We start from the raw sequence: 13,637 nt of genomic DNA, 5'->3' as shown, positions 1-13,637 counted from the left end.
AGAATGCTCGAAGAGCCGCTCGATCCGTACCTGCCACACAACGGCAACCGCGGTTACCGCGTGTCTCGGTACGAACTGGAACTGACGTACAAGGTCTTCAGTAACCGTCTCGCCGGCAAGGCAGTCATCACCGCTGTCACCACCGAGAGCCGATCCAAGTTCAGCTTCGACCTCGCGCAGAACCTGCAGGTGTCCAAGGTGTCCGTCAACGGTGCCCGCGGCACCAAGTACGCGCACTTGAACAACAAGCTGATCCTCACGCCGTCTACCAAGATCCCCGCGGGCGGTGCCCTGTCGGTCACCATCGCGTACAGCGGCAACCCCGAGCCGATCAAGAGCCTGTGGGGCGAAGTCGGCTGGGAGGAACTCGACGAAGGAACTTTGGTCGCAAGTCAGCCCAACGGCGCGGCGTCCTGGTTCCCGTGCGACGACCATCCGATTTCCAAAGCGTCGTACCGCATCTCGATCACCACCGATTCCCCGTTCTATGCCCTCGCCAACGGCAAGCTGATCCGCAAGCAGACCCGTGCGAGTCAGACGACGTGGGTCTACGAGCAGACCGAACCGATGGCAACCTACCTGGCGACGATTCAGATCGGTCAGTACGAGCACCGACAAGTGAGCGCCGGGCCGGTACCGGTCTTCGCCGTTCACCCACCTCGGCTGCGCGCAGCGTTCGACGTCGACTTCGGGCGCCAACCCCAGATGCTGGAGGTATTCGGAAAGCTGTTCGGCCCGTATCCCTTTGCCGACTACACCGCTGTGGTCACCGACGACGAACTCGAAATCCCCATCGAAGCGCAGGGACTCTCGATCTTCGGAGCCAACCACTGCACGGGTAGGCGCGGTTCCGAACGTCTTGTCGCACACGAGCTTGCCCATCAATGGTTCGGCAACAGCCTCACTCTCGGGCAGTGGTGCGACATCTGGCTACACGAAGGCTTTGCCTGTTACGCGGAGTGGATCTGGTCCGAGAATTCCGGTGGCCCATCCTCGAACCAACTCGCGACCAACGCCTATCAAGGGCTCGGGCGTAAATCTCAGGACTTGATCGTCGCCAATCCCGGGCCTGCCCTGATGTTCGACGATCGAATCTACAAGCGGGGCGCGTTGACTCTGCACGCCCTGCGCGGCGTTCTCGGAGACGAGAAATTCTTCGAACTGATCCGCCAGTGGACCACGAAGCATCGGCACAGCACGGTCAGCACCGAGCAATTCACCGATCTCGCTTCACGTTTCACTGATACTCCGCTCCGCCCGTTGTGGGACTCGTGGCTGAATCAGCGCTCTCTGCCTCGCCTCTGACGCGCGTCCTTTGACGCGCGCCGCCCGATGATCTGAAACAGTCGGGCGGTGTGCATGTACGGCCAGCGCGCCGTCGATGCAAGCTCGAGAGCTTCCAGCGCTGAATAGAATTCGGGATCCCACTTCTCGTCGTCGGCGGCGATGAAGTCGGAGAAGCATCGAATTCCGTAGTGGTTGACGTCCCCGAAATCGCCTGTGGCTTCAATCGCATCGATGATGTCCCCTGCGGCGAACATCGTGAGGTCTGAATCGAAAGTGACGCTACGATAACGGCTTTCACCAAGAAGGTTCAGCGCTTCCGTCGGGTCGGCACGCCTCGCCGCGGCAGCAATGGGTTCGGAGAACTTGTTGATCGAGATTACCGAGAAAATTCCACCGTCGGCCAGCGGCGCAGTCACGGCGGGCAAAGCGCCGATCCCTTGCGGAAGATATTGCAGAACATTGTGCAGAAGAACCACATCGAAGGATCCGGTTGCCATCGACCTCGGAAGATCCAGCACTTCGCTGTTCACGAAGGTCATCGATGCACTCACACCAGCGGCATCGGCGCGACCTGACGCAATGTCGAGCATCGCCGGGGAACTGTCGACCAGCGTGACCTGATTCCCGTTCCGCGCCAGGAGTATCGATTCCAGACCGTCACCACCGCCGAGGTCCAAGACGCGAAGCCCAGATCGACCGCCGACATATGTGTCGAGATTTGCCCGAGCCACCGAGTATCGCAGCCGCCCCCATGGCGAGCTCTGCCAATGCGCCCACGCGTCGACGGACTTGTCGAACTTCGAATCGCTTTCAGACATGCTGCCGACCGTAGTTCCACCGAGCAGCGTGCCGCAGCACACCACGCCGAAACATTCCGAATGCGCCGATTAGCTTTGTCTTACCTTTACTATAGAGGTGGGCCGAGGGACGACCCCGACAACACAATTCTCAGGGCACGCTTCCTCGACAGGTAGATCGGGGGATCGATGTTTGTTGTATTCACAATATGTTTCGTGATCGGGGTCGTCGCCCTGATCGGAGCCTTTGCCGTCGGCGAGGTTGCAGATCTGGGCGGCGGCCACGCAGACGGGCTGCCATTTCTGAGCCTGACAACTTTGGCCACAGCACTTTTCGGCTTCGGCGCCGGCGGCGTAGCTGCCACTCTCGCGGACGCTCCGACGTTGGTAGCGGTGATTGCAGCACTCGCACTCGCCGCCGTTCTCGTTGTCGTCACGCGCGGCCTTCTTCTCCCCTATCTCCTTAAACAACAAGATAATTCGCACATCGGGCGCAATTCATACCACGGACTGTTGGGCACGGTCACCCTCACCATCGCAGCCGAAGGTTGGGGAGAAGTCTCGTTCGTCGACGCCGAAGGCAATCGCGTCCAGGCCAAGGCCGTCAGTGCACAGCCGATGGCGCTCACCACCGGCACCACCGTCTACATCGCCGATGTAGACGATCAATACCTTCACGTCGTCACGGTTGACGACGCGATCTAAGGACTCGATACATGCTGCCAATCATCATCATTGCGGTTGTAGTCGCAGTAATCATCTTCATCGTTCTCCCCGCGATCTACGTGAAGAACTACGTCAAGGTCCCGCCGAACGAAGTGGCGGTCTTCACCGGACGAGGCAAGCCGAAAGTCGTCCGCGGCGGAGCCCGATTCAAGATTCCCGGAATCGAACGCGTCGACATCATGTCGCTCGAGCCGTTCAACGTCAGCATCAATCTCAAGAATGCGCTCTCCAACGACGGTGTTCCGGTCAACGTCGAGGCAGTCGGCCTGGTGCGAATCGGTTCCGCCGACGAAGCGGTTCAGACAGCGGTGCAACGATTCCTGACTTCCGACCTGGACGAGCTCCAGCAGCAGATCAACGAAATCCTCGCAGGCAGCCTGCGCGGAATCACCGCGACCATGACGGTCGAGGATCTGAACTCCAATCGCGATTCGCTCGCTCGCAGCGTGGTCGAGGAGGCAGGCGGCGACCTCGCCCGCATCGGCATGGAAGTCGATGTCATCAAGATCGCGGGAATCTCCGACTTCAACGGCTATCTCGAATCGCTCGGTCAGCGCCGCATCGCCGAGGTCAAACGTGATGCCGCGATCGGAACTGCTGAAGCAGAGCGTGATTCGCAGATCCAGTCGGCAAAGGCGCGACAGGCAGGTTCGGTCGCACAGGCCGAGGCCGACACCGCGATCGCGAGTGCAAATCAGAAGCGCGACGTCGAACTCGCTCGCCTGCGAGCACAGACCGAAGCCGAGAACGCAGAAGCCGACCAGGCCGGACCTCTCGCGCAGGCAACAGCCGAGAAGGCCGTCGGCATCGCACGTGAGCAGGCCGAGGCGGCCCGCGTCGAAGCTCGCACCGAGGTCGAGCGTCGTCGCGCCCAGCAATCGGAAGCGGCATTGCAGGCAGATGTCATTGCACCGGCCGAGGCCGAACGCCAAGCCTCCATCGCACGCGCAGAGGGTGAGCGACAGGCCGCGATCCTCCGCGCCCAGGCACAGGCCGAGTCAGCAAGGCAGGCCGGCGGCGCTCAGGCCGATGCACGAAAGCTCGTCGCCGACGCCGTTCGCTCTGAACAACAGGCTGATGCCGACGGCCTTCGAGCACGTCTGGAAGCCGAAGCCGACGGCCGCAAGGTAGCGGCCGATGCGGTTCGTGCCGAGCAACAAGCCGAGGCGGATGGTTTGCGTGCCAAGCTCGAAGCCGAGGCTGCCGGTAAGCGTCAGATCGCCGAGGCGCTCAATTCCTACACCCCGCAGGCCGCGCAGTTGCTCACTCTGCCTGATGTTCTGGCAGCATTGGTCGACGCCACCGCAGCGGCGGCGAAGCCGGTCGGCGACATCGACCGCATCTCCATCGTCGGCGGCAGTGATGGGGCCCAGGGTTCGATCGGCTCGATCCTGGGCATCAGCCCCCAGGTGATCGCCGGCGTCATCGAAACTCTCGAAAGCTCAGGCGTCGATATCACCGGATTGCTCAACGGCCTGAACAAGACCGCATCGGTTCCGGTTGGTTCGGTACACAATTCGGTCCACAATTCGGAAAACGGTTCCGCAACTGTAGACGCGTGATTTCGCCCCGGTCCGCCGACTCTCCCAGGTGTCGGCGGACCGGACGGCATCACGCGCTCGGAAGATGTGAACGCGACTTGAAGAGAATCAGAATCAAGCAGGCAGCGGCGGCGGCTGATCCAAACAGAAGAGTCACCGTGTAGCTCAGCGCCGGAATGCTTTCCGACAGCATCGCCAGCAACGCAGGCACAGCAAAACCGATGTAGGTGATCGAGTAGAACACCGCGGTCAGTCCTGCCAGATCGTCCGGCCCCGCGATTCGCTGGATCTCCAGTAACCCGGAAACCAATGCCATGCCGTACCCGCAACCGAGGATCGCTGCAGCCACGATCGCGATCGCCACGGTCAGCGTCGACGCAACCAGAGCAGCGCCGGCCATACCAACCACCAGAAACACCAGAGCCACAACGGCGCCGCGCGCGCTGCGGTCGGTATCGATCTTTCGCCCCAACGACTGAATCGCGAATCCGCATGTCAGCGCGACCATGCACAGTAGAGCCGAAAAGGCCACGGGCGCATCGCCACTGTGCCCGGTCATGAGCGCCGGAATAACTGCATACGCGACACTGGCAGCACCGAACACCCACGGCGCCAACGGAACAACGACGTAGAGGAATCTGCGATGACCTGCCGAGGGGATCTTGAGGTCGTCGATCAACCTGCGACGGTCGGATTTCGCCTGTGCCGGTCGTGTTTCGGGAGCACGCCACAGCGCCATGGCCGCGAGGACGGTGATCGCGATGTGCAGCACGTACGCCAACACACTCGGCAGGGGCGCCCACTGCGCCAAGATTCCCGCGGCACCCGCCCCCAAGGCGAAGCCGGCAGTCAGACTCATCGCTGCTCGCCTGGCACCCGTGCCTTCCGACGCCGTCGAATCCCAAGGTTGCGTGGACAACTCCTTGACCCAGGAGCCGCCGACGGCCATACCGATCCCCAAGGCGATGCCGCAGAGGATTCTTCCCAGAATGAGAGCGGCAGCGGAGTCGGCCCCGAAAGCGAGCAGCGTCGAACCGGCGATCGCGATGATCGGAGCGGGGAGCATGATCGGGCGTCGACCCAATCGATCGGACAGCGGGCCGCCGAGCAGCAGGGCCGGCACAATTCCGAGGACGTAGGCGAAGAGGAAGAAGTCGACCATCACCGGCGAATAGCCGTGGTCGAGTCGGTACATCACCAGCAGTGGCGTGAATTCGTTTCCGCCCCAGGCCGCGGCGAACATGCTGGCGGCAACGGTCAGCCACAGCCATTTTCCGCCGGTGCCACGTTCACTGCCTGGACGACGTTCGGCTGCGGTCCCAGCGTCTATCGTTTGGGTGCTCATCACAGAGTTCCTTCGAAGCCGAGGCCGTGCACCTGGCGCATGTGTGTGAGGACGGCAGTGTTGTATCCGTCTGCATCGCCTGTTTCGACGAGGTCGGTAAGCGCGGTGTGGTCGGCAAGGATGCGAGACAGTTGGCCGGGGTCGCGTGAGATCGACCGCGCTGTCATCCGTCGTTGCCTGTCGCGCAGACTCGCGTAGAACGAGTCGAGCAAAGGGTTCCCACCGGCGGCAACGATCATCTTGTGAAAGTCGGCATCGATCGCGCTGAACGCGGCAACGTCCCCGCGATCAGCAATCTCACGTTGCTCGATCAGATTCGCGCGCAACGCTGCGACAAGCGTTTCACGTGCGTGCGGTCGGACCGACACCACTCGAACGCTCTGAGTCTCGACGAGTTGTCTGGCACTGACTACGTGTTCCGCTTCCCCATCCGCGACCGGGACGATCAGCGCCCCCTTCTTCGGGTAGAGGCGCATCCAACCTTCCGACTCGAGACGCAGAAACGCCTCACGCACCGGCGTTCGGCTCACATTGGTCCGAGCGGCGATGTCACCCTCGCTGATCAGCTCCCCGCCGGCGAGTTCGCCGGAAAGGATCAGCTCCTTGACTTCGCGGAAGACGTTTTCCGAAGCGGAATACAACATAGACACAAGATGTATTTATACTCCACGCTGGCGGAACCCAGACATTCGGGTCGCCGATCCGAACATCTCGGTCCAACACGGCATCGATCCAGCTAGCATTGCAAGGTGCCAGACAGAAGAGGAGTCAGTTCACGATGAACGGCGCACGCTCCCGCCATCGCAGACTGACGCACTCATGACGTCGCAGATGAAGTCCATGAGGACCCTGACCCGCGAGTGGCTGGCCCTCCCCGATCAATACGACCGATTCACTCGCTATCTCCGCGACAACGGCCTCACGACCGCCACCCGGCTATTACTTGGCATCATTGTCATCGGACTGGGCGTGTGCGCACTACTCAACAGATTCAGTCCGGCCGGTCCGACAAGCACGATTGCGCTGTTCTTCAACACTGTTGTCGTGATCTCGTGCTTCATGGTCGGAGTCTCATGGTGGGTCTTCGGCCCGACAAAGCGCCGCTCGTTCGGTTTCGTAGTCTTCTGCGACATCGCAGTCACAATTTCCGTACTTGGAGATTCCTCGCAGCTTGCGCGATTACTCACCTGTGTCATCTACGCGCTGATCGGTATCTACATCGCCTATTTTCACAATCCGAAGTTGCAGATCGCACACCTGACCTTCTCGGTTGTGATGATCGTGGTGGCTGCGCAGCCGATCCTCTTCGGGCCGGAGCAAGATCCCGCGCTCGGTGTTTCGAAAGTGCTGGTTGTCGTCACCGCACTCGTGGTCTGTGCGTTCATCTCGCAGATCGTGCTGACGATGCTCAGCATGGACGCGTCCAGCTCCGACCTCGATCCCCTCACCGGGCTCCTGAACCGTCGTGGCCTCGACCGCCACGTCGAGAAGGTACTCGCGGAGTTCCAGCGTCAGGAATCGGCGGCACTACTCGTGATCGCGATCGACATCGACCGGTTCAAGACGATCAATGACGTACACGGTCACGACGTGGGCGACCGCATAATTCTCCGGGTTTCACAGCGGTTGTCCGCCTGGGCACATGCCGATGCTGTTGTCGCACGGGTCGGCGGCGACGAATTCATCCTCGCTCAAAGACTTTCCGTGCCGGCCATCGGCCCGATGCTCGACTCGATCGGACCGGCAATGCACTCGAATACCGACGAGATACCGTCGACATCGAGCATCGGAATCGCCGTGCGTACCCACAAATTCGTCGCCGGAGAAGAGCGTGCAACAGCGTTCACCGACATGCAGAAAGTCGCCGATTCGGCGATGTACGAAAGCAAGAGACTCGGCGGCGGACGCGTTCACACGATCGTCACCACTGCGAGCAGGTAGCAGTACGTGAGTTATCAGTAATAAACCGGCCCCGGCACTCCTCCACCCGCTGCCACCGCGTCACCGGTGATCGCGATGCTTCGCGGCGATGCCAGGAAGGTCACGACATCAGCCACCTCTTCGGCGTCGATGATCCGGTGTATCGAGTTCGTCGCGATACCCCGCTCCACCTCTGCCTGCGAGCGGCCGGATTCTTCCGACTCGCGCGCAATCCGCGCGGTCAACCTCTCGGTCCGCGTCACGCCCGGATGGACGACTGTGACGTTGATTCCCTTGGGGCCCAGCTCGTCTGCAAGATTTTTGGTCAGCGCAGACACACTGACGTTGCGGATCGTGTGGGCGATCGAGGTTGCCTGTCTGGCACCCAAACCGCTGATGTTGATGATCCGACCCCAACCCTGGTCGATCAGATACGGCGCTACAGCACGCGCAGTGCGCAGGTAGCCGAGCACTTTCACTTCGACTTCGTCGCGCACGACGTCGTCTGTGGTCGCCTCGAAATCCGTCGGCTTTCCGGCGCTGAACGGAGTCGCTGCGGAGTTGACCAGAATGTCGACGCCGCCGAACTCCTCTACTACTTGCCGCACCGACGCTTGAACTGCGTCGTCGTCTCGTGTGTCCGTCACGACTCCGGTCGCACGAATTCCGAACTCCGAAGCCAAATCTCGGGCAACATCCACGACCGTTTGCTCAGTGCGCGCGAGTATCGCGATGTCGACCCCTTCAGCGGCCAGACCTCTGGCGATTGCCAGACCGATCCCCTTGCTACCACCGGCAACGATCGCACGCTTTCCAGACAGGTGAAGATCCATACCTGCGACACTATCCAACAGGCGATCCCCGATCTCTACGAAGAGGGATCGGGGACCGACTGGATTGTTTCTGTGTCTCAGACCATCAGATCCGCGTACAGGTAGACGTTGTCGGCGTAGTTACCCACACCGTCCTCGAATTGCAGTTCGCCGCCGCAGGTTACGACTGCCAACTTTCGAGGGCCATCCGGGCCGGCCAGCACGCTTTCCTCCACGCCATCGGCCTTCGGACGCGTCGTCACCGCAGTCACCTTCCACGACGTGCTCTTGCCCGTCGCGTCGGATGTACGGATCACTTCACCCGGTTCGATCGTGCCCAGGTCGAACAGTGCACCGTTACCCTGGCCGGTCAAATTGACATGTCCGGCAATCAAAGTCGTGCCGGTGACCGAGTCGAGCGAGGCGCCGTCGAGCCAGATTCCGACGTTCTTGACGTTCTCCGGCGGAGTGAGAACTCCTTCCGGCACGGTGGCGTCCACGATCGGCGCCTGAACACCGACCGGATCGAGCGAAAGGGTGTTGGGAGTCATCAACTCATCCGAAGGCGCTGCCGGATTCGCGGAGTGCGACATGACAACTCCCGGACTCGGTGGAATAGCGGCATCGTCATCGGAGGATCGCAGGCCGACGAAAGCCATGGAAGCACCAGCGACAAGCACCGCGACGAGGGCCAGGATGAACGCGACACGACGCCCCGTGTTCGCGGGCTGATCGTGGTTGGGATCGTCGTATGGATTGGATGGATTGGGATCCGACTCGTACATGGTCATCGAACTGTCTCCTGCGGGATGAGGCACCCCCGGCGCCTCTTGCGAATTGACGCCCCCTGCGTCTGATCTGTGTCGGCACCGATCACACGAATCGTGACCGGTGCCGACGTCTACTACATCTGCCGGGCGTCAGGAACGCTTGCGGCGGAGAGCAACTGCTCCGGCAGCAGCCATACCGACAAGCCCGAGGCCCGTCACTGCGACGGCGACGTTGCGGCCTGAATTCTGTTCAGCGGCACCACCGTCGATGGCAACCGGGCGAGGTCCGGTGGCCTGCTTCGGAGCGGACGGCGCCGGAGCAGCGGGAGTTGCAACCGGCTGCGACGGAACAGGCGCACCCGGAACTACGGGCACGACCGGCACAATCGGCACGATCGGAACAATCGGCACGATGGGCACAATCGGAACGACCGGAGTTGCAGGCGTCGTGGTTGCCGGTGTCGTGGTTGCAGGCGTCGTGGTTGCCGGTGTCGTGGTTGCCGGTGTCGTTGTTGCCGGTGTCGTCGTTGCGGGTGTCGTCGTGGGCGATGCTGCATATCCGACGCTGGCAGACGCATTCATCAACGCCGGCCGAACGGTGTCGAACGACGCGAAGATCTGGCACTGTGCGCCTGCCGTGTTCCAGTGCAGGTTCTCGACCGAATCCGGAATGACGCTTGCGGTCACGGAGTAGTCACCGCTGTCCGCAGTGGTGAGGCACAGATCCACGGCAGTCGGTGCGTCGCCGCGGCCGTCGACCGTCAATTGGTTTGCGCTCAACGTTGCCTTGGCGTTGTCGCCACAGACGGTGAGTTCGGTGCCCGCCGAGGACTGAACATTGATCGGCTTCCGGTACATATTCGTGTTCAGGGTGAACACGGCAGTCTCGCCGGCCTTCAGAGTTCCCGTCGCGGGTGTCTTACGAACGAGGTCGAGCGTCTGCGTGACGTTCATGATCTCGACGATGCGAGCTCGCTCGTCGTCGCCGATGTTCCTGTCGCACAGGCTTTTGAAATCGGCCATCAGCGGATTGTCGTAGTCCGAAACGCACCACACCAGCGTCTGCCGCGCCGAACGCGCATCCTCACTGCCGTTTCCCGAAACGGCGCCGTCGAGCTTGGCGGGATTCTGCAGCAACCAACTGATGACAGCGAGATCGTCGGCTGACAGATCGGGATTGCCCGATGACGGAACCGTCGCACCCATCTCGTCGTTGTGCTTGTCGACGGGCAAACCCTTTTCGTCGACGCCGGCACATGGATCGAGATCGAAGTCCGTGCAGTACATCCATTCCGACTTCGCAATTCCGTCGACGTCGCGGACACCGCAGACCGGCGCATCCACCGCGGCCGAGGTACCCCGATCCGTGGTGCCGTACATCGGCACGATGTTGCCGTCGTTGTAGTGATCCAGCCGAATGCCGGAGATGTCGAGCATCTGCTCGGAGGGCGTGTACTCAGTGCCCTCACACAACCCGGCGGTGAACGCCGGAGCAGCCGCGGTTCGCACAGGCATCGGCGCGGACACAGCTGGTGAAGCAAAAGCAACGCTACTACCGGCCACCGTTGCGGCAATAGCTGCAGTTAGCGAGAGCCGGAGAACAAGCGGCCTACGCCGTGAACCAGACACAGTCATCAAAGCTTCCCTTTCAAGACATTTCGGTAGCGGGAAGGTTGCTTGGATTCCCAAGGCCACGCCACCCAGCGCTCACTTCCGAGAGGATCGGCTGATCGCTTTTGGCAATCAGCCAGTTACTAGATGGCAATGTAGTGCATGTTTCAAGAAAGTCCACCCGATCGTCGAGCCCCCGTACGCAGCTTGAACCTCCGGACGACGAGTTAGCCAACAAGATGACTGCACCTTTGTCCAACCGCACAACTATCGCGATCAACTCAAAATCGGCTCACGTAACCGGGGCGTTCCCGGCATTCCTCCGACGCTAGCCGGTCGGTAACTCGGACATTCTGGGGAAACTCACAGGAAGGGGCGTTATCAGCTCCCACGCAAAAGAAGGGGCCCGCAATGCGGACCCCTTCACCGGAACTTCCAGCCGAGACTGCTTTGTCTGGATTCGGACAACTTGTAGATACCCGGAACAATCCACCGATTCTCTAAATGTGATTTGCCTCACATTTAGAGAATCTGTTGGTTTTTTTCACAGTCTTAACCAATCTTTTAGTCCTCTTTGTGGCGATTACCCAGATCTCCGACGGCGGAAATCTGCCCCCGACAGAGAGCGGAGTACGAGCCTCGGATCAGTCTCGGACCGGAGGCGCCTTCCTTGTGGTAACCGCAATGCGATTCCACGCATTGATCGTGAAGATGACGCTGATGAGCTGGGCAAGTTCCTCGTCCGAGAATTCGCCGGCCGCCTCGCTGTACACCTCGTCCGGAACGAAACCGTCGGTAAGGACTGTCACGGCCTCGGTCAAGGCGAGCGCGGCACGTTCGCGATCGGAGTACATCCCTCGCGCTTCTTCCCACGCGTTCAGTAGGTAGAGCTTCTGCTCCGTCACGCCGACCTTTCGGGCGTCTCGAGTGTGCATGTCCAAGCACCACGCGCAATGATTCAGCTGCGACGCACGCGTGAGGACCAGCTCGACGAGCGTCGGCTCCAGTCCCTTGCGCGCAGCGGCATCCAACGCAATCATCGCCTTGTAGACCTCGGGCGCCAGCTTTGCGATATCCAGTCGTTGGCCTGTTGTTGTAGTCATACTCAAACCGTAATCCCGAAAAGACCCCGAATCATGGTTCAATCCGGTGATGAATTCATGGGCCAATCTTGGGTTCGATCTGCATATCGAGCTGCCACAGGGAATCGGGATTCGCGCTGCGCTGCTTCAGACGCTTCGCGACGCGATCGACAGTGGACTGTTGAAGCCCGGCACCAGACTCCCACCTTCCCGCACCCTCGCACTCGATCTCGGAGTTGCCCGAAACACCGTTGCGGACTGCTACGCCGAGCTCGCCGCCGCTGGTTGGCTTGTCACACGGCCGGGTTCCGGGACCGTAGTCGCCACGCTCGCCAGCACACACAGTCGCGAGGTCGATCCATCGCCGACCCGACGGCGCTTGACCTACAGCCTTCTCCCCGGATCGCCGGACGCGTCGGCGTTTCCCCGCACTGCATGGATTTCGTCCGCCAGACGTGCTTTGACCACCGCGCCGACCGACGCTTTCGCGACCACTGATCCCAGAGGCCGAGTCGAACTCCGAAATGCCCTCACCACATACCTGAGCCGCACCAGAGGCGTTCGCGTCGATCCGAGCCGCATTGTGATCAGTGCCAGCTCGGGTCACGGGATCTCCCTCCTCGCCCGTGCACTCGGAGGAACGATTGCGGTCGATGCTTTCTGCCTTCACCTGCACCGACAGTTGCTCGTCGACGAAGGACTGCTGACAATTCCCATTTCGGTCGACGAATCAGGGACTTGCACAGACGAATTGGCGTCAACGTCTGCTGAGAGTGTTCTGCTGACGCCGACCCATCAGTTCCCGCTCGGAGGTCCCCTCACGCCGGCGAGGCGCGCGACCGCTCTCGAATGGGCCTCGACTACCGGTGGCGTCATCATCGAGGATGACTACGACGGCGAATTCCGTTACGACAGAAAGCCTGTCGGTGCACTCCAAGGAATCGCGCCGCAGCACGTTGCGTACCTGGGCACTGTCAGCAAGACACTGTCGCCGGCCATTCGCATCGGATGGATGGTGTTGCCGGACAGGCTGATCGAACCCGTCCTCGCAACAAAGGGACCCTACGAACGCTGGGTAAGTTCAACGGATCAATTGACCTTGGCAGACTTCATTGAATCCGGAAGATTCGACAGCCATATTCGAAAGATGCGTACCTCTTATCGACGACGACGCGATCAACTGGTTGCGACCCTTGCACAGCAAGTACCCCGGGTCAGGGTCGCGGGGATCTCCGCGGGTCTTCACGCTGTGATCCGCCTTCCCTCCGGCACCGAACAATCTGTTCTTGCGGCGGCGCAGGCGCGCGATCTCGGGCTCGAAGGGTTGTCCGTCTTCCGACATCCCGACGTATCGTCAGTCGGCGGTGACGGCATCGTCGTCGGTTACAGCACGCCGACGCAGTCGCAGTACTCCAGGACGCTGGATGTGCTCTGCGAGGTGCTGCAGGAGGCTCTGCGATAACGCCTGTCGGATCTGCCCATCCGCTCACTTGCCCTGCCCTGCCCTGCCCTGCCCTGCCCTGATGGAGTGAACGTACCGTTCCCCTCGTCTAGGAGGGTGAGAGTGTCGTTCACTCGATGCGGGGTGGTGTGCCGGCCGTGCTCCCGCCCCTTGATGGTGTGAACGGGGCGTTGGGTCGATCTGAGGCGACGGACGTACCGTTCGCTCGATCCGGGGGGGTGGTTTTTGGGGGGTGTTTTGGGTACGAGAAAGCCCCCCAACCATCACTGGTTGGGGGGCTTCTC

General features: G+C 61.2%; 12 protein-coding genes. 5 read left to right on the top strand and 7 right to left on the bottom strand.

The window, feature by feature from the left end; genetic code table 11:
* Positions 1-3: 3 nt before the first annotated feature.
* Entirely contained in the window at positions 4-1,305 is a 1,302-nt protein-coding gene (locus tag H7C86_RS21260; protein ID WP_182262209.1) for a M1 family metallopeptidase, read from the top strand.
* Here H7C86_RS21260 and H7C86_RS21255 read toward each other — a convergent pair.
* On the bottom strand, positions 1,281-2,105 hold the full coding sequence (locus tag H7C86_RS21255; RefSeq protein WP_182262190.1) for a bifunctional 2-polyprenyl-6-hydroxyphenol methylase/3-demethylubiquinol 3-O-methyltransferase UbiG: 825 nt from the start codon (positions 2,103-2,105) through the stop codon (positions 1,281-1,283). The genes H7C86_RS21260 and H7C86_RS21255 overlap by 25 nt on opposite strands.
* A gap of 168 nt (positions 2,106-2,273) precedes the next feature.
* Between H7C86_RS21255 and H7C86_RS21250 the strand changes: the two genes are divergently transcribed.
* Both H7C86_RS21250 and H7C86_RS21245 read left to right on the top strand, forming a co-directional pair.
* Positions 2,274-2,789 (top strand): hypothetical protein, encoded by a 516-nt coding sequence (locus H7C86_RS21250; RefSeq protein ID WP_063315111.1) that lies wholly within the window; start codon positions 2,274-2,276, stop codon positions 2,787-2,789.
* Between the two features lie 11 nt (positions 2,790-2,800).
* Entirely contained in the window at positions 2,801-4,372 is a 1,572-nt protein-coding gene (locus H7C86_RS21245; protein ID WP_020906004.1) for a flotillin family protein, read from the top strand.
* A 49-nt stretch (positions 4,373-4,421) separates the two neighbouring features.
* On the opposite strand, the gene H7C86_RS21240 is transcribed toward H7C86_RS21245, so the two are convergent.
* Together H7C86_RS21240 and H7C86_RS21235 are read right to left on the bottom strand one after the other, a co-directional pair.
* Positions 4,422-5,696 carry an MFS transporter gene (locus H7C86_RS21240; RefSeq protein WP_030534864.1) on the bottom strand — a complete coding sequence of 425 codons (1,275 nt, stop codon included), beginning with the start codon at positions 5,694-5,696 and terminating at the stop codon, positions 4,422-4,424.
* Positions 5,696-6,340, bottom strand: coding sequence for a GntR family transcriptional regulator (locus tag H7C86_RS21235; RefSeq protein ID WP_020968281.1), 645 nt, complete (start codon positions 6,338-6,340; stop codon positions 5,696-5,698). The genes H7C86_RS21240 and H7C86_RS21235 overlap by 1 nt, the downstream gene beginning before the upstream one ends.
* A 175-nt stretch (positions 6,341-6,515) precedes the next feature.
* On the opposite strand from H7C86_RS21235, the gene H7C86_RS21230 reads away from it, so the two are divergent.
* Positions 6,516-7,637, top strand: coding sequence for a GGDEF domain-containing protein (locus tag H7C86_RS21230; RefSeq protein WP_182262189.1), 1,122 nt, complete (start codon positions 6,516-6,518; stop codon positions 7,635-7,637).
* Positions 7,638-7,651: 14 nt separating this feature from the next.
* Here the strand turns inward: H7C86_RS21230 and H7C86_RS21225 are convergent, their stop codons facing one another.
* The 4 genes from H7C86_RS21225 to H7C86_RS21210 form a co-directional block, all read right to left on the bottom strand.
* Positions 7,652-8,449, bottom strand: coding sequence for an SDR family NAD(P)-dependent oxidoreductase (locus H7C86_RS21225; RefSeq protein WP_020906001.1), 798 nt, complete (start codon positions 8,447-8,449; stop codon positions 7,652-7,654).
* A gap of 77 nt (positions 8,450-8,526) precedes the next feature.
* Positions 8,527-9,219: a class F sortase gene (locus H7C86_RS21220; RefSeq protein ID WP_182262188.1), complete on the bottom strand. Its 693-nt coding sequence runs from the start codon at positions 9,217-9,219 to the stop codon at positions 8,527-8,529.
* A gap of 129 nt (positions 9,220-9,348) precedes the next feature.
* Complete coding sequence (locus tag H7C86_RS21215; RefSeq protein WP_259349262.1) at positions 9,349-10,833, bottom strand: hypothetical protein; 1,485 nt, start codon at positions 10,831-10,833, stop codon at positions 9,349-9,351.
* Positions 10,834-11,453: 620 nt separating this feature from the next.
* Positions 11,454-11,912: a carboxymuconolactone decarboxylase family protein gene (locus H7C86_RS21210; RefSeq protein ID WP_021333711.1), complete on the bottom strand. Its 459-nt coding sequence runs from the start codon at positions 11,910-11,912 to the stop codon at positions 11,454-11,456.
* 49 nt (positions 11,913-11,961) lie between these two features.
* On the opposite strand from H7C86_RS21210, the gene H7C86_RS21205 reads away from it, so the two are divergent.
* Positions 11,962-13,353 (top strand): PLP-dependent aminotransferase family protein, encoded by a 1,392-nt coding sequence (locus tag H7C86_RS21205; protein ID WP_182262207.1) that lies wholly within the window; start codon positions 11,962-11,964, stop codon positions 13,351-13,353.
* Positions 13,354-13,637: the final 284 nt, after the last annotated feature.

This window comes from Rhodococcus sp. UFZ-B548, from assembly GCF_903819475.1.
GTDB classification, from domain to species: Bacteria; Actinomycetota; Actinomycetes; order Mycobacteriales; family Mycobacteriaceae; genus Rhodococcus_F; species Rhodococcus_F erythropolis.
Note: the sequence above shows the minus strand (reverse complement) of the source record. Positions and strands in the feature narration are given on the sequence as shown.

What these genes read in the sequence shown, in the direction of transcription:
- H7C86_RS21260 (WP_182262209.1), top strand. Translation starts at nt 4, where the DNA reads ATGCTCGAAGAGCCGCTCGATCCGTACCTGCCACACAACGGCAACCGC.
- H7C86_RS21255 (WP_182262190.1), bottom strand. Translation starts at nt 2,105, where the DNA reads ATGTCTGAAAGCGATTCGAAGTTCGACAAGTCCGTCGACGCGTGGGCG.
- H7C86_RS21250 (WP_063315111.1), top strand. Translation starts at nt 2,274, where the DNA reads ATGTTTGTTGTATTCACAATATGTTTCGTGATCGGGGTCGTCGCCCTG.
- H7C86_RS21245 (WP_020906004.1), top strand. Translation starts at nt 2,801, where the DNA reads ATGCTGCCAATCATCATCATTGCGGTTGTAGTCGCAGTAATCATCTTC.
- H7C86_RS21240 (WP_030534864.1), bottom strand. Translation starts at nt 5,696, where the DNA reads ATGAGCACCCAAACGATAGACGCTGGGACCGCAGCCGAACGTCGTCCA.
- H7C86_RS21235 (WP_020968281.1), bottom strand. Translation starts at nt 6,340, where the DNA reads ATGTTGTATTCCGCTTCGGAAAACGTCTTCCGCGAAGTCAAGGAGCTG.
- H7C86_RS21230 (WP_182262189.1), top strand. Translation starts at nt 6,516, where the DNA reads ATGACGTCGCAGATGAAGTCCATGAGGACCCTGACCCGCGAGTGGCTG.
- H7C86_RS21225 (WP_020906001.1), bottom strand. Translation starts at nt 8,449, where the DNA reads ATGGATCTTCACCTGTCTGGAAAGCGTGCGATCGTTGCCGGTGGTAGC.
- H7C86_RS21220 (WP_182262188.1), bottom strand. Translation starts at nt 9,219, where the DNA reads ATGACCATGTACGAGTCGGATCCCAATCCATCCAATCCATACGACGAT.
- H7C86_RS21215 (WP_259349262.1), bottom strand. Translation starts at nt 10,833, where the DNA reads ATGACTGTGTCTGGTTCACGGCGTAGGCCGCTTGTTCTCCGGCTCTCG.
- H7C86_RS21210 (WP_021333711.1), bottom strand. Translation starts at nt 11,912, where the DNA reads ATGACTACAACAACAGGCCAACGACTGGATATCGCAAAGCTGGCGCCC.
- H7C86_RS21205 (WP_182262207.1), top strand. Translation starts at nt 11,962, where the DNA reads ATGAATTCATGGGCCAATCTTGGGTTCGATCTGCATATCGAGCTGCCA.